28 protein-coding genes and 1 tRNA gene are annotated in these 25,745 nt (G+C 58.8%); 13 read left to right on the plus strand and 16 right to left on the minus strand.

Annotated features, from left to right (window positions below):
- Positions 1-340: 340 nt before the first annotated feature.
- The 5 genes from NW818_RS06450 to mrdA all read right to left on the minus strand — a co-directional run bounded on the left by NW818_RS06450 (position 341) and on the right by mrdA (position 5,881).
- A complete protein-coding gene (locus NW818_RS06450) occupies positions 341-1,222 on the minus strand; it encodes a hypothetical protein (RefSeq protein WP_414424117.1) in 882 nt (293 codons plus the stop codon).
- Between the two features lie 282 nt (positions 1,223-1,504).
- A complete protein-coding gene (locus tag NW818_RS06455; RefSeq protein ID WP_011432533.1) occupies positions 1,505-2,164 on the minus strand; it encodes a hypothetical protein in 660 nt (219 codons plus the stop codon).
- Between the two features lie 25 nt (positions 2,165-2,189).
- The gene (cobD, locus tag NW818_RS06460) at positions 2,190-3,323 is read right to left on the minus strand and encodes a threonine-phosphate decarboxylase CobD (RefSeq protein WP_414424118.1); all 1,134 of its coding nucleotides are present in this window, start codon (positions 3,321-3,323) and stop codon (positions 2,190-2,192) included.
- Between the two features lie 35 nt (positions 3,324-3,358).
- The gene (locus tag NW818_RS06465) at positions 3,359-3,664 is read right to left on the minus strand and encodes an HU family DNA-binding protein (protein WP_011432531.1); all 306 of its coding nucleotides are present in this window, start codon (positions 3,662-3,664) and stop codon (positions 3,359-3,361) included.
- Positions 3,665-3,979: 315 nt separating this feature from the next.
- Positions 3,980-5,881, minus strand: a complete 1,902-nt coding sequence (gene mrdA / locus NW818_RS06470; RefSeq protein WP_414424119.1) for a penicillin-binding protein 2 — start codon at positions 5,879-5,881, stop codon at positions 3,980-3,982.
- Between the two features lie 125 nt (positions 5,882-6,006).
- Between mrdA and NW818_RS06475 the strand changes: the two genes are divergently transcribed.
- Positions 6,007-7,275: a lipopolysaccharide biosynthesis protein gene (locus tag NW818_RS06475; protein ID WP_414352208.1), complete on the plus strand. Its 1,269-nt coding sequence runs from the start codon at positions 6,007-6,009 to the stop codon at positions 7,273-7,275.
- Here NW818_RS06475 and NW818_RS06480 read toward each other — a convergent pair.
- Positions 7,262-7,627: an FHA domain-containing protein gene (locus NW818_RS06480; RefSeq protein WP_011432528.1), complete on the minus strand. Its 366-nt coding sequence runs from the start codon at positions 7,625-7,627 to the stop codon at positions 7,262-7,264. The two genes, NW818_RS06475 and NW818_RS06480, sit on opposite strands and share 14 nt — an antisense overlap.
- A 128-nt stretch (positions 7,628-7,755) precedes the next feature.
- Positions 7,756-8,592 carry an SDR family oxidoreductase gene (locus NW818_RS06485; protein WP_414424120.1) on the minus strand — a complete coding sequence of 279 codons (837 nt, stop codon included), beginning with the start codon at positions 8,590-8,592 and terminating at the stop codon, positions 7,756-7,758.
- A gap of 117 nt (positions 8,593-8,709) precedes the next feature.
- On the opposite strand from NW818_RS06485, the gene NW818_RS06490 reads away from it, so the two are divergent.
- Entirely contained in the window at positions 8,710-9,201 is a 492-nt protein-coding gene (locus NW818_RS06490; protein ID WP_011432526.1) for a YajQ family cyclic di-GMP-binding protein, read from the plus strand.
- A gap of 187 nt (positions 9,202-9,388) precedes the next feature.
- On the opposite strand, the gene hemW is transcribed toward NW818_RS06490, so the two are convergent.
- Complete coding sequence (gene hemW, locus NW818_RS06495) at positions 9,389-10,606, minus strand: radical SAM family heme chaperone HemW (protein ID WP_414343418.1); 1,218 nt, start codon at positions 10,604-10,606, stop codon at positions 9,389-9,391.
- 68 nt (positions 10,607-10,674) lie between these two features.
- On the opposite strand from hemW, the gene hisH reads away from it, so the two are divergent.
- From hisH to NW818_RS06510, 3 genes are read left to right on the plus strand one after another with little or no spacing between them, the layout of a single operon-like run.
- Positions 10,675-11,331: an imidazole glycerol phosphate synthase subunit HisH gene (gene hisH, locus NW818_RS06500; RefSeq protein ID WP_414343416.1), complete on the plus strand. Its 657-nt coding sequence runs from the start codon at positions 10,675-10,677 to the stop codon at positions 11,329-11,331.
- Positions 11,332-11,337: 6 nt separating this feature from the next.
- Positions 11,338-11,811, plus strand: coding sequence for an EVE domain-containing protein (locus NW818_RS06505; RefSeq protein ID WP_414373305.1), 474 nt, complete (start codon positions 11,338-11,340; stop codon positions 11,809-11,811).
- Positions 11,808-12,017, plus strand: coding sequence for a pentapeptide repeat-containing protein (locus tag NW818_RS06510; RefSeq protein ID WP_414328915.1), 210 nt, complete (start codon positions 11,808-11,810; stop codon positions 12,015-12,017). Before NW818_RS06505 ends, NW818_RS06510 begins: the two co-directional genes overlap by 4 nt.
- A 22-nt stretch (positions 12,018-12,039) precedes the next feature.
- On the opposite strand, the gene surE is transcribed toward NW818_RS06510, so the two are convergent.
- On the minus strand, positions 12,040-12,819 hold the full coding sequence (surE, locus tag NW818_RS06515) for a 5'/3'-nucleotidase SurE (RefSeq protein WP_414424121.1): 780 nt from the start codon (positions 12,817-12,819) through the stop codon (positions 12,040-12,042).
- A 416-nt stretch (positions 12,820-13,235) separates the two neighbouring features.
- Here surE and NW818_RS06520 point away from each other — a divergent pair, with 416 nt between their 5' ends.
- Positions 13,236-13,901, plus strand: coding sequence for a Crp/Fnr family transcriptional regulator (locus NW818_RS06520; protein WP_011432518.1), 666 nt, complete (start codon positions 13,236-13,238; stop codon positions 13,899-13,901).
- 30 nt (positions 13,902-13,931) lie between these two features.
- Positions 13,932-14,849: an alpha/beta fold hydrolase gene (locus tag NW818_RS06525; RefSeq protein ID WP_414424122.1), complete on the plus strand. Its 918-nt coding sequence runs from the start codon at positions 13,932-13,934 to the stop codon at positions 14,847-14,849.
- Here the strand turns inward: NW818_RS06525 and NW818_RS06530 are convergent.
- From NW818_RS06530 to ureG, 5 genes are all read right to left on the minus strand, one after another.
- Positions 14,777-15,388: a Ycf51 family protein gene (locus NW818_RS06530; RefSeq protein WP_414343408.1), complete on the minus strand. Its 612-nt coding sequence runs from the start codon at positions 15,386-15,388 to the stop codon at positions 14,777-14,779. The genes NW818_RS06525 and NW818_RS06530 overlap by 73 nt on opposite strands.
- A 216-nt stretch (positions 15,389-15,604) precedes the next feature.
- Positions 15,605-15,684: transfer RNA gene (locus tag NW818_RS06535), tRNA-Leu, on the minus strand.
- Positions 15,685-15,742: 58 nt separating this feature from the next.
- Positions 15,743-17,257, minus strand: a complete 1,515-nt coding sequence (locus NW818_RS06540; protein WP_414424123.1) for a hypothetical protein — start codon at positions 17,255-17,257, stop codon at positions 15,743-15,745.
- A gap of 51 nt (positions 17,258-17,308) precedes the next feature.
- On the minus strand, positions 17,309-18,112 hold the full coding sequence (locus NW818_RS06545) for an urease accessory protein UreD (protein WP_414352216.1): 804 nt from the start codon (positions 18,110-18,112) through the stop codon (positions 17,309-17,311).
- Positions 18,109-18,771: an urease accessory protein UreG gene (gene ureG, locus NW818_RS06550; protein ID WP_011432513.1), complete on the minus strand. Its 663-nt coding sequence runs from the start codon at positions 18,769-18,771 to the stop codon at positions 18,109-18,111. Before ureG ends, NW818_RS06545 begins: the two co-directional genes overlap by 4 nt.
- Positions 18,772-18,830: 59 nt before the next feature.
- Between ureG and NW818_RS06555 the strand changes: the two genes are divergently transcribed.
- Both NW818_RS06555 and NW818_RS06560 read left to right on the plus strand, forming a co-directional pair.
- Positions 18,831-19,085: a hypothetical protein gene (locus tag NW818_RS06555; RefSeq protein WP_041436298.1), complete on the plus strand. Its 255-nt coding sequence runs from the start codon at positions 18,831-18,833 to the stop codon at positions 19,083-19,085.
- 143 nt (positions 19,086-19,228) lie between these two features.
- Entirely contained in the window at positions 19,229-19,786 is a 558-nt protein-coding gene (locus tag NW818_RS06560) for a carboxymuconolactone decarboxylase family protein (protein ID WP_414331869.1), read from the plus strand.
- A 57-nt stretch (positions 19,787-19,843) separates the two neighbouring features.
- Here NW818_RS06560 and NW818_RS06565 read toward each other — a convergent pair whose 3' ends face one another.
- Positions 19,844-20,167, minus strand: a complete 324-nt coding sequence (locus tag NW818_RS06565; protein WP_414424124.1) for a DUF3288 family protein — start codon at positions 20,165-20,167, stop codon at positions 19,844-19,846.
- Positions 20,168-20,336: 169 nt separating this feature from the next.
- Between NW818_RS06565 and NW818_RS06570 the strand changes: the two genes are divergently transcribed.
- From NW818_RS06570 to ndhI, 4 genes are read left to right on the plus strand one after another with little or no spacing between them, the layout of a single operon-like run.
- Positions 20,337-21,521: an NAD(P)H-quinone oxidoreductase subunit H gene (locus tag NW818_RS06570; RefSeq protein WP_041437160.1), complete on the plus strand. Its 1,185-nt coding sequence runs from the start codon at positions 20,337-20,339 to the stop codon at positions 21,519-21,521.
- A 39-nt stretch (positions 21,522-21,560) separates the two neighbouring features.
- A complete protein-coding gene (locus NW818_RS06575; RefSeq protein ID WP_011432507.1) occupies positions 21,561-21,764 on the plus strand; it encodes a hypothetical protein in 204 nt (67 codons plus the stop codon).
- 56 nt (positions 21,765-21,820) lie between these two features.
- Positions 21,821-22,942: an NADH-quinone oxidoreductase subunit NuoH gene (gene nuoH, locus NW818_RS06580; RefSeq protein WP_414331864.1), complete on the plus strand. Its 1,122-nt coding sequence runs from the start codon at positions 21,821-21,823 to the stop codon at positions 22,940-22,942.
- Positions 22,943-22,980: 38 nt separating this feature from the next.
- Positions 22,981-23,604, plus strand: a complete 624-nt coding sequence (gene ndhI, locus NW818_RS06585) for an NAD(P)H-quinone oxidoreductase subunit I (RefSeq protein WP_414344323.1) — start codon at positions 22,981-22,983, stop codon at positions 23,602-23,604.
- Between the two features lie 583 nt (positions 23,605-24,187).
- Here ndhI and NW818_RS06590 read toward each other — a convergent pair.
- The gene (locus tag NW818_RS06590; RefSeq protein WP_414424125.1) at positions 24,188-25,546 is read right to left on the minus strand and encodes a right-handed parallel beta-helix repeat-containing protein; all 1,359 of its coding nucleotides are present in this window, start codon (positions 25,544-25,546) and stop codon (positions 24,188-24,190) included.
- Positions 25,547-25,745 lie beyond the last annotated feature (199 nt).

The following is a 25,745-nucleotide window of genomic DNA, read 5'->3' on the forward strand; positions in this document are numbered from 1 at the left end:
CAGCGGGACGGAGTCCTTGAAAAGCCCTCTGGCCCTGTGCATTTAACGTTTGTTTTAGTGTTGTTTTAGGTGTGAGTGCAGTGTCCTAGTTGGAATGAAACGACCGTAATGAGGAATGAAACTGTTCCGTCGCATTGCCTGGGGGTGGTCGCGGAAGCGGCGTGGAAGGCTTGGGCGGCACCGCTGAGCAGCTGGGAAGCGTCTTAACCTAACTTGAAATGACTACAATGGGATCGACTCCAGCTCTTCTCCCAAGATGGGATCCCTGAAATACAAAGTTTGCTGCCAACCAGGATGAATTGGGTTTTGGCGCAGGTCAGCAGTGACGGGATGGCCAAAGTTACTGCTCAGCAATTGTAACGTTAAAGCCCTTATTTTTCAGGGTTTCCGCATGATAGCGGGCATACTCCAGTTGCTTAAATGCTGCCAACTGCACAAACTTCTGGCCATTCACATCTTTGACAAAGGCCCCATCAGAAACTTCTCGAGCACGTGCCAAGCTCTCATCTCCCGAGTAGGTAGTGAGCACCAAGAAGGTTCCCTCGCCGCGGTTCGGCCCCAGAGAGTCTACGCTGTTGTCGCTTAGGGGCACCACGTTCTGGGATCCCGCAGAAGTAGGCGATGAAGGTTGGGACGGGCGCTCCAGGCTGGCTGCCAACTGCTCCACCGTTTGCAAGCTGGGGGGAGAGGGTTCCTTGGAAGCCAAGGCCAAGTCGGTCTGCAGGCTGTCCAGCAGGTTAGGAACGCCTTGAAGAGGATCCACCTGTACGTCCTTCAAGTCCGGGGTGGCCGTCAAGCCCAGCGCCAGCCGATCCGGATCCAAGCCACCGGAATAGAACTCCTCTCCCACCTGCCCTTCCACCGGTTCCAGTGGGATCAGGGGCAACTGGGCCAAATCCAGCTGGGCAGGGATCCCTTCTTCCGCCCTGCTGGCAGCACTTTGGGGCAGGGACAGTTCTTCCGGCCAGATCAGCCAGCGCACCCCAAAGCCAATCCCCGCGCAGGAAAGCACCCACAGCAGCAAGACCCAGAGGGGCGAAAAGGCCCCGGAGGGCCGCGGCATCTCTTCCTCTTCCAAGTCTTCCACCACCTCTTGAATGAGTACAGGTGAAGGGCGCTGTACAGAGCTGGTATTCCCAAGCTGACCTGCTCGTGGTGGCGGGACAGAGTCCATGCGCTGCAAACGCTGCCAGAGGCGGAATCGCTCCAGTTCTTTCAGCACATCCAAATGCAGATGGCTCAGCGCCTCCTGAAGAGCAAGTTGAGGAACTGGATGTGAATGGGACTGCTGTGCCGGAGACAGGGGTTGGGTAGGGTCTGGGGGAAGCGGAGAAGGACTCATAGACAGCCCACACTCAACTTGATGTAAAGTCGGAGAGCAAACAATGCCGATCCACTGTTACAGCCGGAAACAGCCTAACAGGAGAAACCACCTTAGGAACAAGGATTGCCAGCGCCCCATACCTTGCCATAAACCACCATGCCACAGGGCTATGGCAGTCTTCTAGGGCTTTGCCTCCAGATAGAGGGCACGCACATCTGTCGGTAGGTTCTGAAGCAAGATCTGGCGGGCAGAGGCAACGATGGCATCCACGTCTTCTGGAGCAAGGTAGTATCCGTCAGCCTTGAGTTGGTCGGCAATGCGAACCGGTGGCCAGCCAAAGCGATCCCGCAGCAGCAGAATGAAGCGCAGATCCCCCGGCAAGGTATCCAAACCAGCAGTCAAATAACAGGCCAGTGCCGGTGAAAGAGAGGACTTCGCCCCGCCTCTGGTGGAGTCGAGACTGCAAGAAGCTTGAGGGCGGGTGGGGATCCCATCCAAGGATTGGATCAGCTCACGGGTTTGCTCCGCCAGCCAGGGTCGCAGCACAGGATCCCCTTCGCCAGCCGCTTCTTCCACAAGGCTGTGGACATCTAGGCGCTGTAGGCGCAGGTAAAGCCGCAACCAAACCTGCTCTCGATAGGCAGCCCACTGCTCGGGCGGCAGATGTTCGGCAAGGATCCCGTCCACCCACTGGCAGTAGCGGCAAAACAGGCTGATGAAGTAGCGGGCCACCTCCGGCTGCCGTTGAAAGGCCCGCAGCAACTCCAGATCGCTGTAATGGGCCACCCCCCGCACGATAGGGGCGTTGCATTCCGGCCAAAAGGCGGTAGCTTCGGGCATGAGAATTTCTCCCGCAGAAAAATCCCTAGCTATTCTCCAGGATCTCCCGGCAGGCGGATAACAACTGCTCCTGCTCCGGCAGGGTGCGCAGGCCAATGCGCAGGTAGCGATCTCCCAGCTCGGGAAAACTCAGGCAATCCCGCACCAGAATCCGGTGCCGCTGCAGCAGCGCCCGCTGAATTTGCGTGGCAGAGCCAGGGCAGCGCACCAACACAAAATTGGCTTGACCAGGCCAGGGATCCCAGCCGGGCAGTGCTTGCAAACCCCTGAACAAATGCTCTCGGGCCACGGGTAGCCAGGCCAAGGTGCGCCGGCGGAAGTCCTCATCGGCCAAAGCTGCCGCCACTGCCACTCCCGCCAATCCGTTGACGCTCCAGGGATCCCGCCACTGTCGCCAGCGCTGCCAGTGATCCGGGTGCCCCACCGCAAAGCCAATGCGCAAGCCGGGCAGGGTGAAAAACTTGGTGAGGGAACGGATGACGATGGTGTTGGGGTGAGCCGCCAGGTGGGGGATCAAGGTTTGGCTGCGGGGCATTGCCGACGGGCTGGAGTTTAAGCTCAGGGTGGGCTCCCCCGGCAAAAAGTCCATAAAAGCCTCGTCCACCACCACCCGGTCGAACTGGGGCAGGAGAGGCAGGATATCTTGCTGCGGGATCAGCCAGCCCGTCGGGTTATGAGGGTTGTTCAGCCAGAGCACCCGGTTTCCCTTGCCTGCCGCCGGAAGGGGTTCCTGCAGAAGGGTAAAACCGGCGGATCCCTGGCCGGGGAAAAAAGGCAGCGGCTTGATGGTCGCCCCTGCTGCCCGCAGAGCCCGCGCATAATCCCCAAAAGCAGGCTGGGGCAGCCATACCTCCCGCCCTTGCGCATCCCGGGCTGCCCAGGTGAGCAACTCCGCTGCCCCATTGCCCACAAAGATCCACTCAGGATCGACGGCCCAATGGTTGGCCAAACAGATGCGCAAGTCCCGATAGTCGGGATCCGGGTAGCGGCTGATTACAACCGGGTCTGCTGCAGACAGCGCCTGAGTCAGAGCTTGCAAGACCGATTCCGGTGGGCCCAGCGGATTCAAGCTGGCCGAAAAATCCAGAATCTCCTGGGGAGAGCAGCCAGCGATTGCTGCTCCCCAAGCCCAATTGCCACCATGTCGAGGCTGCTCCACGCCCTACCCAGCAGCCGAGTCCCAACCCGGCGAAATTAAGATTTCCCCCCTGCTACTGCTTCGCGGAATGACTTGCCCGCCGCAAAAGTGGGGACGATTCTCTCTGGGATCACCATCTTTTGGTTGGTTTTCGGGTTGCGACCTTCCCGCTCTTTGCGCTTGCGAGCCTCAAAGGAGCCGAAGCCCACCAGGATCACCTTCCCCTTGGGTTCACCGTTTTCATCGCGGGATGCGACCTCTTCGACAATGATCTCCAGTGCTGCCGAAATGACAGCCTCCGCTTCTTTTTTGGTTACATTGGCGCGATGAGCGACGGCATCAACAAGTTCTGCCTTGTTCATCCTGATCTCCTTTTGAGTTAGGCAATAAAGTTAGAGCGTTCCCTGGATCGCGGATTCGCTCAGGCGTTGCAGAGCGGCCACGGCCCAGAGTGTTCTCAGTGTGTGGGAGCGGGGCTTGCCCTGCAATGCGCCAAGGCGCCACTGGCGCGAATGGCAGGATTGTGGCAGTTGAGCTCCAAATCACTGACATATTCTACAGCTAAGTTAGGGCAGAAGCCTGCTGGGCAAGGGGTTTTAGGGGATCTTAACGCAATTTTCTGGGAGACAAGAGACTGCATATACCCAGTTGGCTCGGATCCGACAGAAAGCTAGGGCTCACGACTCGGGTCGGAAGTAGGCCCGCATCACCTCTCGAAAGATGGGAGCGGCCCGTGATCCACCCCCACCGCCGCTGTTTTCCAGAAAGACCACGACCACCAATTCGGGCCGGTCGTAGGGAGCATAGCCAACATACCAAGCGTGGGATCGCCGCGGCGGATCCTCTGCGGTGCCGGTTTTACCAGCCGTTGGGGGAAATCCTGGCCCCAGGTTGGCGTTGCCGCCAGTGCCGTAAACCACGACATCTCGCAGCCCCTGCTGCAGGATCTCCAGGGTGGCAGGGGAAAGACCTACCTTTTGGCGCAGCGGCACAGGGCTTTCCGGGATCACCTGGTGCGAGAGCAAGGGGCGCACCCGCCAGCCCCCATTGGCCACTGCCGCCGTTACCACCGCCATTTGCAGCGGCGTAGCGGTAATAAATCCCTGGCCGATGGACATGTTGACCGTGTCGCCCACATACCAGGGCTCGCGCCAGTGGCGCTGCTTCCACTCAGCATCCGGCACCAGACCCGCGGCTTCCCCTTTGAGGCCAATCCCGGTCAGTTGTCCCAACCCAAAGCGGCGCGACCATTCTTGCAAAGGGGCAGCCTTGGTGCCGAGGGCGATTTGGTAGAAAAAGGTGTCGCTGCTGTAGGCCATCGCCTGCCGGTAGTTCAGCCGCCCGAAGCCGGCCCGGTTCCAGTCCCAAAAGCGCCACCCTCCCACCTGGATGTAGGGGCCGGTCTGCAGCACCGTATTCGGGGGAAAGGCTCCCGACTCAATCCCGGCAGCGGTGGTGATGATTTTGTAGGTGCTGGCGGGGGGATAGGGCCGCAGGCCGCGGTTGAGGAAGGGAAAATCCTGCTGCTGCAGGCTCTCCCACTGGGCTTGGGTGATGCGGCTGGAAAAGAGGTTGGGATCAAAGGTGGGATAGCTGGCCATGGCCAGGATCGAGCCATCGCTGGGATCCATGGCGATCACCGCTCCTTTTTGCTGGCCGAGGGCTCGCTCTGCCGCCTGCTGCAGCCGCACATCCAAAGTGAGCTGCAGGGTGTTGCCCGGTTGGGGCGCTTGTTCCCCCAGCACCCGCAGCACCTCTCCCATGGCGTCCACCTCCACCTGTCGCCCGCCCCATTGGCCGCGCAGATGGCTCTCAAACAATTCCTCCACTCCCATCAGGCCGACAATATCCCCCAGGCGATAGCTGGGATCCGCCCGCAGTTGTTCCTGCGAGATCTCGCCGGTGTAGCCCAGCAGGTGAGCAGCCAAGTCGCCATGGGGATAAAACCGCGCCGTCTCGGCCTCCACCATCACTCCCGGCAGCTCGCGGCTCATCTCCTCCAGTTGAATGACCACCTGGGGGCTGGCGTTGCGCAGGATGCGCAGGGGAAACGGGGAACGATATCCGGCCTGTTCCAGTTTCTGGGCGATCTCCTCGGGGGCCATGTTCAAGTATTCTGCCAACTTGGGGATCATCTCCTGCCAGCGCTGCCGCGACTGCACCAGAGGCCAGAGGAAGACCGAGTGGGACAATCGGCTGCTCGCCAGCAATACGCCGTTGCGATCCACAATGCGTCCGCGTTCTGGCGGCTGGGGCAACAGGCGAATGCGGTTGGTATCGGCCAGCTGGCGGTAATACTGGGTGCGCGCTAGCTGCAGGTAGGCCAGACGGGATCCCAGCCCTCCAAACAGCAGCAGACTGGTCAGCAAGAGCAAGACAACGGCCCGATAGCCCTGCCCCACCGTTTTGGCCGATGCGGATCCCAGCCAGCGAGGGCTACCGCCGTCCGGCGGGGGTGGGGGAAGCACCCGGCGAGGGGCAGGCGGCCTGGAATGGGGGGAGAACAGGGCTTTTGGATCCCGTCCTGCCAAGGTGTGGGGGCTTCGCGTGGCGTCGCTGACAGGGTAGAGTTTGGCCATGAAATTGCCAGAAGAATTGCAACCGATACACCCAAAATCGAGAGGAGATGCCCGCTCTTGGGCGGGCCCTCTCAGCATCCATCCAGTATCCCTGGCTGCGGCAAGCCTCGTCCAGGAGTGGCAGCGTGGATAGAGCAGAACAACAACGGCTGCGCCAGGCTGCCTGGCTGATGGTGGGCAATGGCCTGCGCCTGGGGTTGTCCGGGGCCTATTTCATCCTGTTGGCCCGTCTGTTGGGGCCGGAAGCCTTCGGGGTTTTCTCTGCCATCTTGGCCTGCAGCAACCTGGCCGCCCCGTTTGGCTATTTGGGCCAATCGGAACTGCTGATCCAGCGCCTCAGCCGGCAGGGATCCCCGACTTGCACCCAGGGGATTGGCCCCAGCTTATGGTTGGCGGGATTGGGCTGTGGGGGGATGGCGCTGGTGTTGTGGCCCCTCTTGAGCGTTTGGCTGGCCGGGACGCCAGCAGCGGTGGTGGGGGTATTGCTTTTGAGCGATCTGCTGTTCATCGCGGTGCCAGAGGTGTACAGGGGGATCCTGATCGGGAGAGAGCAGGCTGCTGGGGTAGCCCTCATCGACACGGGCATGGCGCTGGGGCGATTGGGGGCAGTGTTGTTGGCGGTGGCCTTAGGCTGGGGATCCCTGGTGCAATGGGCTGTTCTGTACGGCCTGATGGTGTTGGTCGTGCTGCTGCTGATCGCGAGGGGGATGGGGCGGTGGAGCGAGCCTTCTCTCCCCTTGGCCCTGAGCTGGCGAGATCTGCGGGAACGGCTGACAGCGGGCTGGGACTTTGCGGTGGGGCTGGCCGCGGTGAAAACCTTCACCGATTTGGATAAGCTGCTCTTGCCCCGTTTGGCCTCAGCAGCGGCGGGGGGTCTTTACAGCGCTGCCTACCGGGTGATCAACTTCTCGCAAACGCCGATGATCGCCCTGCTCACCAGCCATTTTGCCGAGCTGTGCCGCCAAGGCCAAAAAGGACTCCCACAAGGCTGGCGCTACGCCTGTCACCTTTCCCCTTGGGTGGTGGGCTACGGCAGTTTGGCCGCCCTGGGGCTGGCGCTGGGATCCTACGGGATCCCCTGGGTGCTGGGATCGGCTTACCGGGAAACGGCCCTCATCCTGCGTTGGCTCAGCCCGGTCATTTTGCTGGAGGGGATCCACCTTTTGCTGTCTCACCTGCTCACCGGGGCAGGGTTGCAAAAGCCCCGCAGCCGTCTGCAACTGATGGCTCTGGGGCTGAATGGGCTTTTGAATGCGGTTTGGATCCCAAGGTGGGGTTGGCAGGGGGCGGCCCTAGCGACCTTGCTGTCGGAGATGGCCTTGGTGCTGGCTTTGCTGCTGTTGATTGGGGGGCGATTGCACGCTCTGCAGAGATCTGGGCCTAGGGAGCCTTAACAATTTTGTAGGTGGCTTTGGCATCGGGGCCAAAGGTGATCACATCCCCCGACTTGAGCTGGTGGGTGGTCAATTTCTGGCCGTTGATCAACAAGCCATTGGTGCTGGGGCGACCTTCCAGATCCCCATCCAAAATGCGGTAGCAATATTCTCCCTCTCGCTCGGCGGGAATCCGCAGCAGCATGGCGTGGTAGCGGGAGGCATACTGAGAGTTGAGACAGATGTCGTTCGCCAAGTCCCGACCGATGAAGTATTTGGCGGATCCCAGTACCTGGGTACGGCGGCCATCTCGGTCTTCCACGATCAAGATGTGCTGGTGGGTACCGGAAGGAGAAGGCACAGATTCAACCATACTTCCGCTGTCAATACCAGTGTTTAACCGTACCTCAAACTATACCGAAGTTTAGCCTTCTTCCTGCTATCGCTGGGTCTGCAGAATCGCTCATCCAGCGCCCCAGAACTCTCGACCGATCCAGTGGGCTAGCGAGGAACATTCTGGAGCAGTGAGCCGACCCATCCGGGGAAGAGGGTGTAAGCTCCTACCGCCCATTGGGCCATGCCCACCACCACCTCTGACTTGGACTGGCGAGCGGCATCCCAAATGGCTTCGGCAACTTCTTCCGGCTGGCTGGCCCAAAAACTCTCCAGCGCCTGTTGCATTTGCTCACGGGCTTTGCCACCTGAGGTTTGGGCTTGGCTGTCGGGAGAGGACGCTGGCCCCACCTCATCCAGAAAAATGGCTCGCTTGAGGAAATTGCTGCTGACGATGCCCGGATGGACGCCAATTACCTGGATCCCTTGGGGTTGCAGTTCCAGACGCAGCGCCTCCGTCAGCCCACTGACCGCGTACTTGCTGGCACAATAGGCGCTCATCTGGGGCAGGGGCATTTTGCCGCCAATGGATCCCACGTTGATGATCTGGCCTTTTTTGCGCTTCAACATGTCGGGGAGCACGGCTCGGATGGTGTGGAGGTAGCCCCAAAAGTTGACCGCCATCAAAGCCTGCCAGTGTTCCAGGGTAGTTTGCAAAAAAGGGCCACTCATGCAGATGCCGGCGTTGTTGATCAGGCAATCGATGCGGCCATAGCGTTCTAGGGTTCTCTCCACCAGGTTTTGCACCTGTTCTGGCTGCGTGACATCGGTGGGAACGGCCAAGACCTCGGCATTTAGGCTTTGCTCCAGGTCGATGGCCGTTTGCTTCAGGGTTTCGGCAGTGCGGGCAGCCAGCGCCAATCGGTAACCCCCACGGGCAAAGGTAAGGGCAGTAGCTCTGCCGATGCCTTCAGAGGCGCCTGTAATTAAAACAACATCGGCCATCCTGCTTCTCCGTAAATCTGGACTGGGATCCCTCTACCTGTTGTAGCTTCTCCGAGAGTTAGGGATCCCTGCTTGGCTGAGGGCTTAAGATACTGAACAATAGCGAAGATAGGGTGTATGGCCTCTACCTACTCATTTGATATCGTCAGTGATTTCGATCGGCAGGAACTGGTGAACGCTGTGGATCAAGCCCGACGGGAGATCAAACAGCGCTACGACCTCAAGGATACTCAGACGGAAATTGAGCTGGAGGAGGGATCCCTGACCATCACCACCGCCAACGACATGGCCCTCAACTCCATTCGGGATCTGCTTCTTACCAAAGCGGCCAAGCGGGGTCTATCCCTGAAGATCTTCGACTTCCAACCCCCAGAGAGCGCCGGCGGCAACCGAGTGCGCCAGGTGGTTCACCTGAAAAAGGGCATTGATGCCACACTGGCCAAACAGATCGCCAAGCAAATCCGCGACAACTTTAAGAAAGTGCAGCCTGCCATTCAAGGGGATCTGGTGCGCGTTTCCGGCAAGGATAAAGACGAGCTACAGGCGGTCATTCAAATGCTTAGGCAGCAGGACTACCCGGTGGCGCTGCAATTTGTCAACTATCGATAGGGATCCTCTGGGCTTCCGTATCTTTCCCCTCAACCCCTCTTGCAAGATTAGAGATCTCAGGATCTGTGAAATGTTGGGTTTAATGGCTGCTGGAAATGGTGATGGCCTACGCTCCTCAAAGCTTGAGTTTTCGGCCAATTGGGATAGGGGGCTCTGGTGAGAAATCTTGTGAAAGTAACCGTCGGAATCAAGCCAGCAAGTCTCTGAGAATCTCATTGGAAAATAGCCAGCCATCGGGCGGAATCAGCCGTAGCCGGCCTGCCTCACAACTGGCCCATCCCTTCTCAAAATAGGGATCCAGCCTCTCCAAAGCTTGCTCGACCTTTGGGTGGCCAAAACGCTCTTGCAAATGGCACAAATCCAGACCTTCCTTTAGACGCAACCCCAACATCAAAGTATCCATCCAAACTTCCTCTGGGGATGCTTCAGGAGGGAGAGGGTGGACTCCGACTTTCACCTGCTCGAAGTAGTGGTAAAGGGTTTTGGGCTGCTGAATGCGCCGTCCCCCCTCGTAGCCGACGGATCCCATGCCAAAGCCAAAGTAAGGGCGATTTTCCCAGTACACTCGGTTGTGGCGACAGGCGTAGCCGGGGCGGGCAAAATTGGAGATTTCGTAGTGGATGTAGCCCGCTTCGGTGAGCAGCTCCCGCGCCATTAGGTACATGGCAACTGTGGTTTCCTCGCTGGGCAAAGGTGCTGCTCCCGGTCGGTACATCCGACCAAAGCGGGTTCCCGGTTCAATCGTCAGATCATAGACGGAGACATGGGTGGGGTTAATCTCAAGAACAGCTCGTAGAGACTGCTGCCAGTGTTCCAAAGTCTGGTAGGGCAGCCCAAAGATCAAATCCAGGTTGAAATTCTCAAAGCCCGCCGCCTGCAAGTCGGCCACGGCTTCGTAAACTTCCTCCACTCCATGCAGGCGACCACAAGCGGCCAGCAGCTCTGGCTGAAATGCCTGTACCCCTAGGCTGATGCGGTTGACCCCCAGCTCCCGGTAGCCCGCCAACTGCTCCCGCGTCAGGGTGCCGGGGTTGGCCTCCAGAGAAATCTCGCAGTCGGGATGAAACGGGATCCTCTCCCTCAATTGAGTCAAGATCCGCCCCAGTTGCTCCACCGTCAGCAGAGAGGGTGTGCCACCCCCGAAAAAAATGCTGGTCAACGGTCTGGGATCCCCGGCCAGATGGCGGTAGCGGTAGGCGCCGCCGATCTCCCGGCAGAGCATCTGCACGTAGGTTTCCATCAACTTGCGGGTGCCCAGGCCGGTGGCAAAATCACAGTAGTGGCAGCGTTGCCGACAAAAAGGGATGTGCAGGTAAGCCGCCTCAGGCCAATCAACCTGGTCGCGACAGGGTTGCGGAGCAGTACCGGTCGGAGTGGGATCGTGCGAAGCAATTGCCACAGCCATGAGTCAGCTCAAACGGGTTAGAACCACTATACTGATAGACTCCTAAACTCCTCACGAGAAGGGATCCCATGGGGACTGTACGCCTGGCGGTGATCGACTATGAGGCGGGAAATCTGCATTCGGCTTGCAAAGGGCTGGAGCGGGCCGGAGCTGAGGTGCAGCTAGTAACAGAGCCAACTGGACTAGCGGCTTTTGACGGCATTGTCCTGCCCGGCGATGGGGCCTTTGACCCAGCCATGCAGCAGCTGCGGGCGCGGGGCTTTGGGAAAGCGATCCGGGAAGCTGTGGAGCGGCAACAGCCTTTTTTAGGCATTTGCCTTGGGCTGCAAGTTTTGTTCGAAAGCAGCGAAGAGGGAACAGAGCCAGGGCTGAGCATTGTGCCTGGACGGGTGCAGCGCTTTCGACCGGAGCCGGGCTTGCGTATCCCCCACATGGGCTGGAACCAGTTGCACCTTACCCAACCCCAATCGCCTCTTTGGGCAGGGATCCCGGATCAAAGCTGGGTTTACTTTGTCCACTCCTACCACGCAGTGCCCAATGACCCAAGCTGGGTGGCTGCTACCACCCAACACGGCAGCCAAACCTGTGTAGCCGCCATTGCCCGCGGCACCTTGTTTGCTACCCAATTTCACCCCGAAAAGTCGGGCCCTGTTGGCTTGCAGATGTTGCAAAACTTTGTCGAGTTTGCTGCCCGTTGCTCCCTTTTATCTGCTCCCAGAGCTTAGTGCCCCATGAACTACTGGCTGATGAAATCTGAGCCCAGCGTTTACAGCATCTGGGATCTGCAGCGGGAAGGCCAAACCCTCTGGGATGGCGTGCGCAACTACCAAGCCCGCAACTATCTGAAGGCAATGCAGCCTGGGGATCGCGCCTTTTTCTACCATTCCAACGCCGAGCCGCCCGGAATTGCCGGTTTGATGGAGATCCTGGAAACCCACGTGGTGGATCCCAGCCAATTCGACCCTGCCAGCCCCTACTATGATCCCAAATCTACCCGCGAGGATCCCCGCTGGCATACGGTGCGAGTGCGGTTTGTCTCAGCCTTTGGGCGATTGATCCCTTTGGCTGAATTGCGAGACACCTTCACCCCGGAGGAGCTGGAAGTAGTACGGCGGGGCACGCGACTGTCGGTCATGCCGGTTGCCGAAGGGGTGGCGAAACGATTGCTGGCGCTGACGGGAGTTTCTACGCAGTCTCCTCTATGATGGGCGAGGCCAACCTGAGTGGGGCCAATTTGCGTGGCGCCGACCTAAGTGGGGCGGATCTAACGGGGGCGGATTTGCGAGGGGCCAATCTGTCGATGGACAACCTAAAGAGCGCTTTTCTGGAAGGGGCAATCTACAGTGCCAACACCCGCTTTCCCGCCGAGTTCGACCCAAAATTTGGAGGGGATGACATTGTTCGGCGCTGACCCCAGCTCACCGGCTTAAAATTCATGAGCCAAAAGCTGAGAGCCCCCAGCGCTGTAAGCTATCGAAGGCCGCGTAGGCCGTCAGATCCGGCTGCAGGGGCGTAATCGATACATAGCCTTCCGCAACGGCCCGCACATCCGAGCGGGGATCCACCCCCTCTTCCACCACCTCTCCTGCCAGCCAGTAGTAGGCCTTGCCGCGCGGATCCACCCGCTTCTCGTAGATATCGGTGTATTTGCGCCAGGCCAGAGGAGCTAGAACCATGCCGCGCATCTCGGCAGCCGACAATGGCGGCACATTCACATTCAACAGCATGGGCTCCCCCAAGGGCTTCAAGCTCAGTTTCTCCAGCAACGTCAGCACCACTTGCGCTGCCGGCTGAAAATCCTGATGGGTAAAGCTGGCCAGGCTCACCGCCAAACTGGGGATCCCTTCCAGCAGCCCTTCCATCGCTGCCGATACGGTGCCGGAGTAGAGCACATCCGTGCCCAGATTGGCTCCCTGATTGATGCCGGAAATCACCCAATCGGGAGGATGATCCAATAGCCCGTCCAGACCTAACTTGACACAGTCGGAAGGGGTGCCCGAACAGGCCCAGGCCTGCACTTCTGGAGGAAATCCCTCCCGCACCGGATCCACCCGCAGCGGCTTGTGCAACGTCAGGGCGTGGCCGGTGGCCGAGCGCTCCCGATCCGGACAGACCACCGTTACCTGGTGCCCCCCCAGCTGGGCCAGCGCTGCCGCCAAACACCGCACCCCTGCCGCCTGGATGCCATCGTCGTTGCTGATGAGAATATTCATCCCAGCCACCCCACACCCGCCCTTAGACATACACCAGTCTGACCCAATGATCTGCGCTGATCCCCCAGGTAGCCGAGTTCAGCGGCAGAATCTGAAAATTTACGGCTTCTTGGGGTTATTATTGGACGTAGCCTTTTGAACAATATCAGTAGGAACACAATGTCACCCTATGAGGTCAAGTGCCATTATGAAGCTAAGGTAAAGTAAACCCTGCGGTTTCCTTCCTCTTTGTATTTGCCTTCTTGTGTGTATCTTGCTGTTTCTCCATCCCCATCTTCCTAAGACTCCGTCCCGTTGACGTGTAGGTGCTCCGCACCGCCGGCGCGAACGCGGAAGCGTTGCATAGCCTACAGCCGGGTAAAGCTGGAAAGTCTGTAAAACCCATCAGGTCGCTCGAGCGACAGGAAGTTGATCTCATGTCACTTGTTTCCATCACATCGGCAACAGAGGCTCAGGAATGGCGTGAGCTTTGCCAGTGGGCCGAGGAGCACTACCGCTGTCGCACCTTTCCCAAAGACGTGCGCATTCCCACTCGTCCGGGATTGGTGTACATCACCCAAGAGGGAGTGGTGCGCCTGGTCAGCCAAACTCCAGAGCGGCGGGAGGTCTTTGTTGGGTTCATCACGGCTGGATTTCCTTTTGAGCTGAGCAACCCAGAGCGCTTTGAGTTGAAAGCCTGCACCCACGCCGATCGCACCACGGTGATGTGGTTTTACTGGCAGGATCTGGAGCAGTGGCCCTATCTGCACCAGAAGATTCAGGAAAACTTCCGCCAGCAACTGCAACGGAAGCTGCTGTGGTTGGGAAATCTGGGCCAACGGCGCGCCATCGATCGCCTCAAGGGCTTCTTGAGCCTGTTGATCGAAGAGTATGGACAGCCCTGTGAACAAGGGATGTATCTCCCCTGGCCCCTTACCCATGCCCAGATTGGGGATGCCATTGGGGCCACCCGCGTGACGGTGACTCGTCTTCTGGGATCCCTGCGTTCGAAAGGGTTTGTGCAGGTGCTGGATCAAAACTTAATTTGCATTCCCAACGGGGTAAAGCTCCAGCCCACTCCGAAGAAGGCGGCCAGCGCCTAACCCTGCTGTCTAGATGCTATCCAGAGTGTTATGCCTACAGCAGTCGGGAACTGCACTGCTGACGCGATGGGCCTGCAGCTCCACTACCGTACTTGGGGAAAAGGGATCCCCTCCCTCCCAATCTTGATGCTCCACGGCCATCCGGGCAATGCCGACTGCATGGCGGTATTTGCAGAGGCAGTGGCGGGGATCCACCCCTGTGTGGCGCCAGATCTGCGTGGCTACGGGCATTCCCAGGTGACGGATCCCTTTGAGATGCAGGATCACCTAGAGGACTTGGAGCGGCTGCTGGATCGCCTGGGCTGGCAGGCGTGTCTGGTTCTGGGCTGGTCTTTGGGCGGGATCCTGGCCCTGGAGTTGGCTTTGCGGCTGCCGCAGCGGGTAAAAGGCTTGGTTTTGGTGGCCAGTGCCGCCTGCCCCCGCAGCAACCATCCCCCCACCGATTTTTGGGATCAGGTCAACACCGGCGTTGCCTCGCTGCTCAACTGGCTTTGGCCCGGCTGGGAATGGAACATCGAGACCTTTGGCCGTCGCTCCCTTTACCGCTACCTGATGCAGCAACAGACCCCAACGGCCTATCGGTATTTGGCGCACATGGCCTTGCCCGCCTATCTGCACACCTCCCCCCAGGCTCGCCAAGCTCTGCGCGCCGCTTTGCAACGGGGCTACAACCGCGAGGGAGATCTGCACCGAATTCGCATCCCGGTACTGCTTATGGCCGGCGAGCGGGATCGCCACATCACCGCCAACAGCAGCCTGGCCACAGCCCGCGCCCTGCCCCACTGCACCTGCATTGTCTATCCCAACGTGGCTCATCTCTTTCCCTGGGAGATCCCCGACCGGGTGGGACAGGATCTGCGCCGCTGGCTCAGCGCTCAAGACTGGGCAAGTGGGATCCCGGTGGTTGGCTCTTCCGCTCCCTCTGCAGACAAGGCGGCAGAAGCCTGACCCTGGGCCAACTTCCGCAGCCGGGCAAAGGCCTCTTCCTCTAGATGGATCTGCTGCTGCTGTTGTTCTTCTGGGGTGCGCAGGCGCTTTCCCAACGGCTGTTGCAGCGTGCCCAAGAGCAACGGCTCGGAAACTCCCGGCTCGGGATGGATGACGGTGCGGGCCCGCAAGGTGAACACCGGCGAACCGGTGGAGAAGCGGCCCGGGGATCCCAAATCGCTGGCCGCCTGCTTCAGGGTGAGGATCAGTTGCTCTGGGGTGATATCCGGGCTGACAGCAATAACCGCTCGATCCGCCCCTTGGTCATAGACGGTGGTGTAGGGGGCAGCACCGGGAATGCGGGAGCGAAAGATCGGCCCCAAGCTGAGGGCAAAACATCCCGCTGTTAAAACCAGCGCAAACGCCGTGTAGCCCACCAGCGCAAACTTCAAGGGCCAATTGCGGATCCAGGCCAGCAGGGTGAGCACAGCCAGCAAGCCTGCTAGACCTAGCCCAATTTGGGTGGCAGAGGCAAAGAAAGATTCCAAAGTTGCATCCATGATTCCCCAGTTTAGCGGCTAGAGCTTCATCTCTAGGATGCAGGATGAGCCCGATTCTGGCTGCCCTATCTAAGGACTCCGTCCCGCTGGCACCCTGCTCCAGAAGGGCTTGGCTGGTTCTATCACCAAACCCCTGTGAGAAGAGGCAAGACGGATCAACCTACCAAACCCAGAAAGCAGCGAGCCTTACAGCTCGTCACAGCAGACTAAAAATCATGGGCAAGGTCGGATTCGAACCGACACGGTTTCCCGCCGCATTTTGAGTGCGGTGCGTCTACCAGTTTCGCCACTCGCCCGACTTGGAACCATTATCCTACTGAACTGGCGAAACCTCGTCAACCAATCCCCCGAACTCTATCGGCGGCGGTCTTTCTCCAGTTGCTGGGCCTTTTGCCGAAGCTGGCGGGTTTGCTCCATCACCTCCTCCAGATCCTCGTGGGATAGCCGCTCGACGTAGTTAATTTTGATCTCTTCCAGCAAGTCTTGCAGGAGAGAGCGAATTTCTTCCGAAGCATGCTCCTGGCTGAGTTCCCGTGCCAAGACCTCACCAAACCGCTGCATCAGTTGCGCTGCCAGCTTGGAGCCGACGGGATCCTCGAAACTGCCCGTCAGGGTTTTGTAGGTGGTGGTGGTCAGCTCGTTGGCCAGGCGCTCCGTCAGTTGGCCAGGCAGGGATCCCAGGCCGGGAAGCTGTTCTAGAGTTTGCATGGCAGGCAACTGCTTGAGCAGGCCATCCAGGTTGTAGCGGAGCAGTTGTTGCAATTCCGGTTGCACCTGGGGCAAAACGCGGTAGAGAACAATGCGAAAAACCAGGTTGGCAATCGCCTCCAGCTCGTTGGTGTTGTTGATATCAATGTAGTCGCGCTGGGTACCCGCTGCCGGCAGCAGGGGCAGGGATCCCCGCTGAATGGATCCCTGGATTTGGTTGATCACCCGCACAACAATGACTTCCGTCAGATCCTCGGCGAAGTTGGTAACAAAGCCCTGGCTCACCTGGGCGCGTACCCGCTCCAGATCCAGCAACTGCGCTTGTCCCAGCCGGATGGTGACGGGGATCACCCGCAGCCAGCGCCAAAAGGGCAGCAGCAACAGCACATCGTACCAACGCCAGAGCATGGCATCCAGCCAATTGACGCCGGTGTAGCGGCGGCTGATGGCCACCGTGCGCAGCAAAAATTCCAGCCCAAACAGAAGCACGAAGGGAAAATCCAGCACCGGGAAAAAGTCAACAGGGTTACCGCTCTCACCAATGGGGCGGAAATAGTTGGTCTCGAAGAGGGGGCGCAGCCGGGTCTGGAAAAATTCGATTCCATCTGCGGGATCGGCGCTGGCCAAGTACTCAGCAGTCCAAAAGCGGGCAAAGGCGGCTCTGGCAGAGTCGGCTTCTGGGATGTGCTCCCGCATCAAATTGAGGATACGCACAAACTGGCCAGTTTTGTTGGCGCCCTGAAAGGGATTGGTCTCAATCATCTCGTCGCTGAGCTCCCGCAAGCGGGCCAGGATCGGTGCTGCCGCTTCCGACTCCACGCCAAACCGCAGGGTAACCTGGCGCAGCTCATCCACCAAGGCCAAGTAGCGCTGGGTTTCGGGGTTGGGCTCGATACCTTTGATGGGATCGTATAGGTCGGTCACCGGGGAACGGCTGGTTTCTTCGGAGAGAATCGGCAGCGGAATGGGAGGACCAAAGGCGCCAAAAATTTGCACCCGACCCTGGAGCCAAAAATCTCGCCCAGGCACATAGCTCATGTCGAAGAGCACCAAGCACAGGTTGCTCAGGGCCAGCAGGGCCATCCCCTTCTCGTAGAGGAGCAGCCAGCGACTTCGCCCCCTGAGGACAGAGCGTCTGAGAATCCGTTGAGCAGCGTTCAAAGGACTCCGTCCCGGCCTTGGGTCAACCAGTTGGTTTGAGTCAGCCTTAGTCTACCACCCCTGGGGTGAGCCACCCTTGGCTTGAGCAAGCTGTAGTGCAACCTGGCCAAAATGCCGCCAAATGGCCTCTGCCTGTGGCCCCACCTGGCGCAGAATCCAACCCTTACAGATGGGATCCGGAGACTTGACCAGCCAGTATGGGGACTCCGTTCCGCTGATGTGAACGGTCAGCCAAGTGGGTTCCGGCCAATCCCCCAGCAAGTACAGGGATCCCCAACAGAGATGGGATCCCAGCACTGACGCGGCGGAGACCTGCCGATGGGGAAAGTGCAGGTCTATGTGTTCCTGCAGCCAGAGTTTTCTCCCCTCGGGGGAGGATGGGATCCCAGCAGTGACCCAAACTTGCAAGCAGTTGGCAAGATGTTCAAACTGCCAGCGTTCGTCCATGGCCAGCCGTCCGGCAGTCCAGATCTCGGCATAGGCCAGGCGGGCTGTGGGATCCAGCTCAATTTGCACCTGCTGGCGAAAGTCTGCCCCTGCCCCCGGAATGGTCGGGTGAGGGATCCAGATCAACTGGCTGGTGGGGGCCAGCTTGACCTTGACCTGTTGCCGAATCAAGCCGGGATGTAGCCGCATTGCCCCTTGGGTGCGAATTTCCAGCGCCGAGCCTGGCCCCAGCCCGATCTCGATCCGATGGCGATCCCCACCCAGCAGGCCGCCGTTGGGGTTGCGCAGGTAGTACACAGGTGGCTCCCCAGGGGATCCCAGCCATTGCAAGGGAGCCTGAGAATACTCCCAAATGTGGGTATGGTCGCCTCGGCGGGTTGCCTTCAAGATGGCCTTACCGAAGTTCACAGGCGGCTCACCGAGGGGGGGTCGGCCTTGATGGGGCGAAACAGCACCTCCCGCTCCAGCCAACTGAGAACCTGCTCCAGCCCCTCACCCGTGCGCAGGTTGGTAAAGACAAAGGGCCTATCTCCCCGCATGCGACGGGCATCCCGTTCCATCACCCCCAAGTCTGCTCCCACATAGGGAGCCAGATCGATCTTGTTGATCACCAGCAGGTCGGAGCGGGTGATCCCCGGCCCCCCCTTGCGCGGGATCTTGTCCCCTTCGGCCACGTCGATGACGTAAATGCAGGCGTCCACCAGCTCCGGGCTGAAGGTAGCTGCCAAGTTGTCCCCCCCCGATTCCACCAAGATGAGATCCAGGGGGCAAAAGCGGCGCTCCAGCTCCTGAATGGCGTCTAGGTTGAGGGAGGCATCTTCCCGAATGGCGGTGTGGGGGCAGCCGCCGGTCTCTACGCCAATGATCCGCTCTGCCTCCAGGGCCTTGGCCCGCACCAAAAACTCGGCATCCTCGCGGGTATAGATATCGTTGGTCACCACCGCCAAAGACAGGTGGTCCCGCAGCGCCAAGCAGAGCTTTTCCACCAAAGCGGTTTTTCCAGATCCCACCGGGCCGCCAATGCCAACCCGTACCGGCTGGGAAGTTTGCGCAACTTTGCCCGACATCGGATACCTGCTCCTCTTTTTGGGCATTCTAGAACCAGATGCTTGCAAGGGATCCGAGTATGGTTCGGCTTTTGGTGGCAACTGCTGTGGTGCTGGTGGGATTTTTGCTGGTTAACCGCCTCTATCGCAACCCGCTGAGTTCGGAGCCGAGACCAGAGCAAGCCAGCCCAGAAGCTGCCCAGCAAGGGATCCCTCAAGGTGGGCCGCTGCAGATTTACCAATCTCGGGAACAGATCCAGCAAACCCTCAACCAAGGGGCTACCGCCACCCAGCAGCAGGTGGAAGCCGTTGAGCAATCCTTGGGCAATCCTTGACCCTTGACAAGTAAGAAGGGAGGCAGGTGCCTGGTTTCAGGCGGAGAAGGGATCCCTCCCCCAGACTGTGAAGCGCCCCTCAGGCTTGGGCGGATCCCCCAGACGCGCTAAAGTCGAGAATGCTGCAATTTTACAGACTGTCCATGCGGATCCCTCCTGTTACCCCAGAGAAAGCCGATAAGCAACTGCAAAAGGTTTACGAAAGCCTGGAAAAAACCTACGGCACCGCCCTCAACCCCCTGCAGGTGATGGCCCACAAGCCCCAACTGATGCGAGCCGTGATGAACCTCTACGGGGCGCTGCACACCCAAAACCCCAACTTGCCTGAAGAGCTGAAGGAGCTGGTCAGCATCCGCATTGCCCAAATCAACGGCTGCCGCCACTACTGCCTTCCCTACCACACCCTGCAGGCGCAAAAGTACGGCGCCTCCCCTGCCAAAATTGCGGCGGTGGCCCAGGCCCGCACCAGCACCCTCTACACCGAGGCGGAAAAGCTGGCCATCGAGTACGCTGAGCGGATGACCGTGCCCAGCATGGTGGTGACCGATAGCTTCTTTGCCCAGCTAAAAGCCATTTGGTCAGATGAAGATCTGGTGGAGCTATCGGCTTGGATTGGCTTTATGAACTTCTGGACTAAGGTGATTGCCGCCCTGGATGTGCCTTTGGATCCCATCTTTGCCGAGCAGCTTCACGTCTCATGAACAACCGGCAAACTCCCCTCTCTCAGGGGGGTAAGGGATCCCGACCCAAACCCTCCACTAGGCCCAGTCGTCTCGCGTGCTAAAGCTGCGGTCGTACACCTGGCCGCGGGCATGGATCTGGCGGGTCTGGGCGAACAGCTCTTCTTCGCTCAGGCCCCACTGTTCCAGGATTTGATCCAAATCCCGCTGCAGATCCCAGGCGCCGGGGAAGCCGTGGTAACGGATGCGCAAACGGGCGACTTCCGCCAGCACCCACTCGGAGAGGGGCCTCTCCTGAGCCTGCACCATCAGCTCATCGAGCGCAGCTCGGTCGGTGGCATATTGCGGATGTTGCTGCTCTCGTCGGGATGAGCCATTCGCGGGTGAACGGGATACAGCCATCGGCCTCCCTCCTTTTTTCTCACTCTAGCTGAGTTCCCCTGGAGACTTTCAATATCGAGGATTGGGATCCCTGATGGCATGGGATCCCGAGAAGGCAGAAGAAAACCGCTATACTGCAAATGTTGCAGACCATGAACATTCTTCAGTTGCGGAGGCGGCGGCTATGCCCATGCCCATGATCGAGACCCGTACCGACCGGATGTTGCTCAACTTTGGGCCGCACCATCCCTCTATGCATGGGGTTTTGCGTTTGCTGGTCACCCTAGATGGCGAAAACATCGTCGATTGCGAACCGGTGATCGGCTACTTGCACCGCGGCATGGAGAAAATCGCCGAAAACCGCACGGTGGTGCAATACCTGCCCTATGTCTCCCGTTGGGACTACGGGGCCGGCATGTTCAACGAGGCCATCACCGTCAATGCCGTTGAGAAACTGGCCGGGATCAGCGTGCCCAGACGGGCCAGCTACCTGCGGGTGATCATGTTGGAGCTAACTCGTATTACCAACCACCTGCTCTGGTTTGGCCCCTTCTTAGCAGATTTGGGCGCCCAAACCCCCTTCCTCTACGCCATGCGGGAGCGGGAGTGGATCCTAGACTTGTTTGAAGCCGTCACCGGCATGCGCCTGATCAACAACAACTATTTCCGGGTGGGCGGCGTGGCGGTGGACTTGCCCTACGGCTGGACGGAAAAATGCCTAGACTTTTGCGAGTATTTCTTGCCCAAAGTGGATGAATACGAGCGGCTGGTTACCGACAACCCGATTTTCCGCCGGCGGCTGGAAGGGGTGGGAGCCATCTCCAAGCAAGACGCCATCAACTGGGGTCTGTCGGGTCCCATGTTGCGGGCCTGCGGCGTCAACTGGGATCTGCGCAAAGTGGATCACTACGAGTGCTACGACGACTTCGACTGGGAGGTGGCCGTTTACCCCGAAGGGGATTGCCTGGCCCGCTATCGGGTGCGCATGAAAGAGATGCGCGAGTCCTGCAAGATCGTGCAGCAAGCGGTGAAGGCTCTGCCGGGCGGCCCCTTTGAAAACCTGGAAGCCAAGCGCATGCTGGAGGGGCCGAAGTCGGAGTGGAACAAAGGGGACTACCAGTTCATCAGCAAAAAGCCTTCGGCCAACTTCAAGATCCCCAAAGGGGAAGCCTACGTGCGGGTGGAGAGCGCCAAAGGAGAGCTGGGCATTTACATCGTGGGAGACGACAACGTTTGCCCCTGGCGCTGGAAGATCCGCCCCCCCGGCTTTGTCAATTTGCAAGTGTTGCCTCAGCTCATTCGCGGCATGAAGGTAGCCGACATGATCGCCATCCTCGGCAGCATTGACATCATCATGGGCGAGGTGGATCGCTAGGAATCGCTAAGATACTTACGGAAAGCGAGGACAAAGGCGATGGCCTGGGCGATCTTGGTTCTGCCGCTGTTGATTGTGTCTGTCATTGCTGCGGTTATCGGCCCCAAGCAATGGGCTAAGTACCAAGAGGAAAGGCGCCGCCGCGCGGAAGAGCTATCTGATGCTCGCCTTCAGGCCATCATCCAGCAGGAGCTACGCCGCCGCAACCGTCCCCCCCAATCGGATCCCAACGGCAAGACCTAGCTACAGGGATCCCAAACCCTACCCAACCCGCCATCTCTAGGGAGCTACTCACCCCCATGACAAACGCCGGTATCGATCTACAACTTGGCTTCGAGACTGCGCTACAGAACTTGGGCTTGGGAGCAGGCGCAGCCCATGCCCTCTGGATGCCCCTGCCCATGTTGCTGCTGATCATCGCCGCCACCTTGGGGGTGATGGTCATGACTTGGCTGGAGCGCAAGATCTCGGCAGCAGCCCAACAGCGGATTGGCCCCAACATGGCCGGCCCTCAGGGGGTGCTGATCCCCATTGCCGACGGCATCAAGCTGCTGACTAAAGAGGATGTTCTGCCCATCCTGGCCGACCCGGTTTTGTTCACGCTGGGGCCGATATTGGTTTTCCTGCCCGTCTTTTTGTGCTACCTGGTGGTTCCCTTTGGCCAGAACCTATTGATCTCCAACATTGCCATTGGCGTGTTCTTCCTGATCGCCACCTCCAGCGTGCAACCCATCGGTTTGTTGATGTCGGGCTACGGTTCCAATAACAAGTACTCCTTGCTGGGTGGGCTACGCGCGGCAGCTCAATCGATCAGCTACGAACTGCCGCTGGCCCTGTCAGTGTTGGCCGTGGTGCTGATGAGCAACGGTCTGGACACGGTGGGGATCGTGGAGCAGCAGAGCGGCCTGGGCATTCTGAGCTGGAACGTCTGGCGGCAGCCCATTGGCTTTGTCATTTTCCTGATCTCGGCTCTGGCGGAAACGGAGCGGATCCCGTTCGACTTGCCGGAAGCAGAAGAAGAGCTGGTAGCCGGTTACCAAACGGAGTACTCCGGCATGAAGTTTGCCCTCTTTTATCTGGGATCCTACGCCAACTTGCTGCTGGCTTCTCTGATTGCGGCAGTGCTGTACTTGGGGGGCTGGTCGTTTGTGGTGCCGGTGGAAACGATTGCTGCACTTGCCGGGATCCCCTTGGATAACCCTTTCTTGCAGATCGGCGCGGCGGCCTTAGGCATTGTCATGACGATGGTCAAAGCTTTTATCTTCATCTTCTTGGCCATCCTGCTGCGCTGGACCTTGCCGCGGGTGCGCATTGACCAACTGCTGGACTTGGGGTGGAAGTTTTTGCTGCCCGTATCCTTTGTTAACTTGCTGCTGACGGCAGCCCTAAAGCTCGCCTTCCCCACCTTTTTTGGGGGTTGAATGAGAAGTAAAGAGGCCAGAGAGGGAGAACATAGACCATGACTTTTCTAAAGCGTGTCAAAGAATATGTGGGCGATGCCTTCCGAGCCGCCAAGTACATCGGCCAAGGGATGGGGGTTGTCTTCGACCACATGGGCCGGCGCCCGGTAACCGTGCAATACCCCTTCGAAAAGCTGATCCCCTCTGAGCGCTTTCGGGGACGCATCCACTTCGAGTTCGACAAGTGCATTGCCTGCGAGATCTGCGTTCGGGTTTGCCCAATTGACCTGCCAGTGGTGGATTGGGCCTACAACCCAGAGCTGAAGAAAAAAGAGCTTTACAGCTACAGCATTGATTTTGGGGTGTGCATTTTCTGTGCCAATTGTGTGGAGTTTTGCCCCACCAATTGTCTCTCGGTAACCGAGGATTATGAGTTGGCTACTTACGACCGCCATGACCTCAACTACCACCAAGTGGCGATGGGCCGTCTGCCCTCTAAAGTTACCGAAGACCCGATGGTGACCCCCTTGCGAGAATTTGCCTATCTGCCCAAAGGGGTAATCGATCCCCACGACTTACCTGCCGGATCCCAGCGTGCCGGTAAACGACCCGAAGAGATTTTGGCGGAAATGCGCGCTGCCAAGGCAGCCAAAGAGAAGGAAGCCAAAGCTGCAGTGGAGTAGTCGGAACAGCCAACGGCCTAGATTGCTGGTGGAGAGACCTATCCCTAGGGGCAAAGAGAGTGTGAACTTACCCGCAGATTCCCCTGAGGCGGCTAACCCGCTAAAGGCTTGGGCGACAATTCCGCTCCTGCGAACTGTTTGCGAAGTGTTATGGTAAAGCGAATGGAAGCAGTTGACTGGGAGCAACGTTCAAACAGTTTCATCATAGGGTTCGGAAGAAAAAGAACAGGCAGCCGCCCCCTCTTACTAGGAAGGAGGCTAGAAGCACGGAGGCTAGCGAAGAACGCTGGCTGCAACTAGGGTTGTAGGTAGCCATCGCAAATCTCTAACAAGAAAACGAAATTAAGAGCCAAAGCTGCTTGCAAGGTTTGCCAACCCCCCTTCAGGGAAACCGAAAGGCAGGGTCACCCATATGGTAGGTACCCAAAGGGACATCAAAACCCGGCGGCAGGGCAACTGCTAAGTCTCCAGGGGAAGAAACGGCAGAAATACCCATAGCATCCTCACATTTCAAAAGGGTAGCCTTCCACGCCTGAGCAACCTTGAGCCAAAGGAAAACCAATCGCCTAAACACAGACAAAAGCTAGTTTACGGGAATGCTAGGTCCAAGGTTGAAATAAGTCGTGCTGCCAGGGTTAGTTGTGTTGTCGAAGGTGCTAAGGGTGATGGTTCCCACTGTGATGGGCGCTGGGGAAGGGACAGCAGGGGTGATACGAACCTGACCGCCAAAGGGAAGGATAAACGGAGCCGGGAAGGTGACGACATCCCCAGACACCGATGTGGAAGTGGCAATAACTGTGCCGTCTGCCTGAGTAATAGTTACCGTTGCAGCTGCAGGTAAGCTAGGGATTGTGATCCTTGGGCCAGAAGGTATGGGCGTGGGTGTAGGCGTCGGGGTGGAAGGAGGCGTCGGCCTAAGTGTGGGCACGGGTGTAGGTGTCGGGGTGGGAGAAGGCGTTGGCTCAGGTGTGGGTGTGAAGAGTCCCACAGCAACTCTCTCAGCAAAGTTCCCCTGGAAGGCATTGCCGGCTAGGTAGGCTGCAATCACCACATCTGGGGTGCCGGGGGCCGCTTGAATTGCTATCCCTCTGCCCTCGCCCCGAGCCAGAAATGTATTTCCAGAAAGGGTACGGGCTTGTGTTCCTTGCAAGATGCGAATGCCGACGCTCCCGGCTATCCCACCCACGCCGATCCTGTTGGATTGAATGGATGGAATTGAGCCTGCCCCATCCAGTTGAATCCCGGTAGTGCCGCTCCTACCTGCTTGCCGAGCCTGCAGCACTAAGCCAGCCCCAGCGGTAGGTGGATCCCCTTCGATTTGGTTGTTGCGGAAGATCCCGCCGGAGTTGTCGCTGTAGCGAACAGCCAAAGTCCCTAAAGCTTGTAAGAGAATCGTGTTGTTCTCGAGGGTTGGGTTACTTCCTGGTGTTGTGCCTATGCCCACCCCGCCTGTTTTGCTAACGATTGACGAAATGCCGCTGACTCGACTGTTTCCGGAGATCTGCACACAGGGATCCAAAAATTGCTGGCACAAAATCTCGGCCAATTGGTTCAAGGCTCCCTCTAGAACCGCAGCATTGCCGTTGACCAAGATGTTGGAGCGAGGGTCGTTGAGGGTGACCTTGCTCGGCTGAAAGGTGCCACCGTTGACCTGAATCTTTCCACCTTCCAACACGACCTCTACCCCTTGCAGGCTAGTTTGGCTGGCTACAACCACATCGAACAACCCCGCTAGGATCTCGTAGGCAGCAGAGCTGGTAATCCGAATCCGCCCGCCATTGGTGCCGTCACCTCCATCCAGGGCGAGGTTCTTCTCCAGTCTCTCCTTGCCCGCCCCCAAAATCTCGATCAGCACCTCTAGTCCTGCTGTGGCATTTTGCAGCCGCTGCGCTTCTGCAACGGCATCAGCCACCTTGGTAAAGGGGCCCCTGGCCGGATCCACTTGCAGGACGACAGATCCACTACCTGGCGACGGCAGAGGGGGAGAGTTGCCTGTGCCTCCTCCACAGCCGAAAGCGATCCCTGCCAACAGAGGCAGCAAGGCTGAACAGATCCCCCAACCAGACTTGGATACTTGGCCAAGCATAGGTGGAAAGCTCCTTACAAGCGCTTAGCGGTTAAGGTTGTTACAGCAACAAACA

Origin of the sequence: Synechococcus sp. R6-5, assembly GCF_047461775.1 — a bacterium.
Taxonomy (GTDB): domain Bacteria; phylum Cyanobacteriota; class Cyanobacteriia; order Thermostichales; family Thermostichaceae; genus Thermostichus.

Coding starts and splice junctions, on each gene's coding strand:
- NW818_RS06480 (WP_011432528.1), bottom strand. CDS start 7,627: ATGGTTGAATCTGTGCCTTCTCCTTCCGGTACCCACCAGCACATCTTG.
- NW818_RS06490 (WP_011432526.1), top strand. CDS start 8,710: ATGGCCTCTACCTACTCATTTGATATCGTCAGTGATTTCGATCGGCAG.
- hemW (WP_414343418.1), bottom strand. CDS start 10,606: ATGGCTGTGGCAATTGCTTCGCACGATCCCACTCCGACCGGTACTGCT.
- NW818_RS06560 (WP_414331869.1), top strand. CDS start 19,229: ATGCGGATCCCTCCTGTTACCCCAGAGAAAGCCGATAAGCAACTGCAA.
- NW818_RS06510 (WP_414328915.1), top strand. CDS start 11,808: ATGATGGGCGAGGCCAACCTGAGTGGGGCCAATTTGCGTGGCGCCGAC.
- NW818_RS06455 (WP_011432533.1), bottom strand. CDS start 2,164: ATGCCCGAAGCTACCGCCTTTTGGCCGGAATGCAACGCCCCTATCGTG.
- hisH (WP_414343416.1), top strand. CDS start 10,675: ATGGGGACTGTACGCCTGGCGGTGATCGACTATGAGGCGGGAAATCTG.
- nuoH (WP_414331864.1), top strand. CDS start 21,821: ATGACAAACGCCGGTATCGATCTACAACTTGGCTTCGAGACTGCGCTA.
- NW818_RS06465 (WP_011432531.1), bottom strand. CDS start 3,664: ATGAACAAGGCAGAACTTGTTGATGCCGTCGCTCATCGCGCCAATGTA.
- NW818_RS06575 (WP_011432507.1), top strand. CDS start 21,561: ATGGCCTGGGCGATCTTGGTTCTGCCGCTGTTGATTGTGTCTGTCATT.
- ureG (WP_011432513.1), bottom strand. CDS start 18,771: ATGTCGGGCAAAGTTGCGCAAACTTCCCAGCCGGTACGGGTTGGCATT.
- NW818_RS06505 (WP_414373305.1), top strand. CDS start 11,338: ATGAACTACTGGCTGATGAAATCTGAGCCCAGCGTTTACAGCATCTGG.
- NW818_RS06485 (WP_414424120.1), bottom strand. CDS start 8,592: ATGGCCGATGTTGTTTTAATTACAGGCGCCTCTGAAGGCATCGGCAGA.
- NW818_RS06565 (WP_414424124.1), bottom strand. CDS start 20,167: ATGGCTGTATCCCGTTCACCCGCGAATGGCTCATCCCGACGAGAGCAG.
- NW818_RS06530 (WP_414343408.1), bottom strand. CDS start 15,388: ATGGATGCAACTTTGGAATCTTTCTTTGCCTCTGCCACCCAAATTGGG.
- ndhI (WP_414344323.1), top strand. CDS start 22,981: ATGACTTTTCTAAAGCGTGTCAAAGAATATGTGGGCGATGCCTTCCGA.
- NW818_RS06555 (WP_041436298.1), top strand. CDS start 18,831: ATGGTTCGGCTTTTGGTGGCAACTGCTGTGGTGCTGGTGGGATTTTTG.
- mrdA (WP_414424119.1), bottom strand. CDS start 5,881: ATGGCCAAACTCTACCCTGTCAGCGACGCCACGCGAAGCCCCCACACC.
- NW818_RS06570 (WP_041437160.1), top strand. CDS start 20,337: ATGCCCATGATCGAGACCCGTACCGACCGGATGTTGCTCAACTTTGGG.
- surE (WP_414424121.1), bottom strand. CDS start 12,819: ATGAATATTCTCATCAGCAACGACGATGGCATCCAGGCGGCAGGGGTG.
- NW818_RS06525 (WP_414424122.1), top strand. CDS start 13,932: ATGCCTACAGCAGTCGGGAACTGCACTGCTGACGCGATGGGCCTGCAG.
- NW818_RS06520 (WP_011432518.1), top strand. CDS start 13,236: ATGTCACTTGTTTCCATCACATCGGCAACAGAGGCTCAGGAATGGCGT.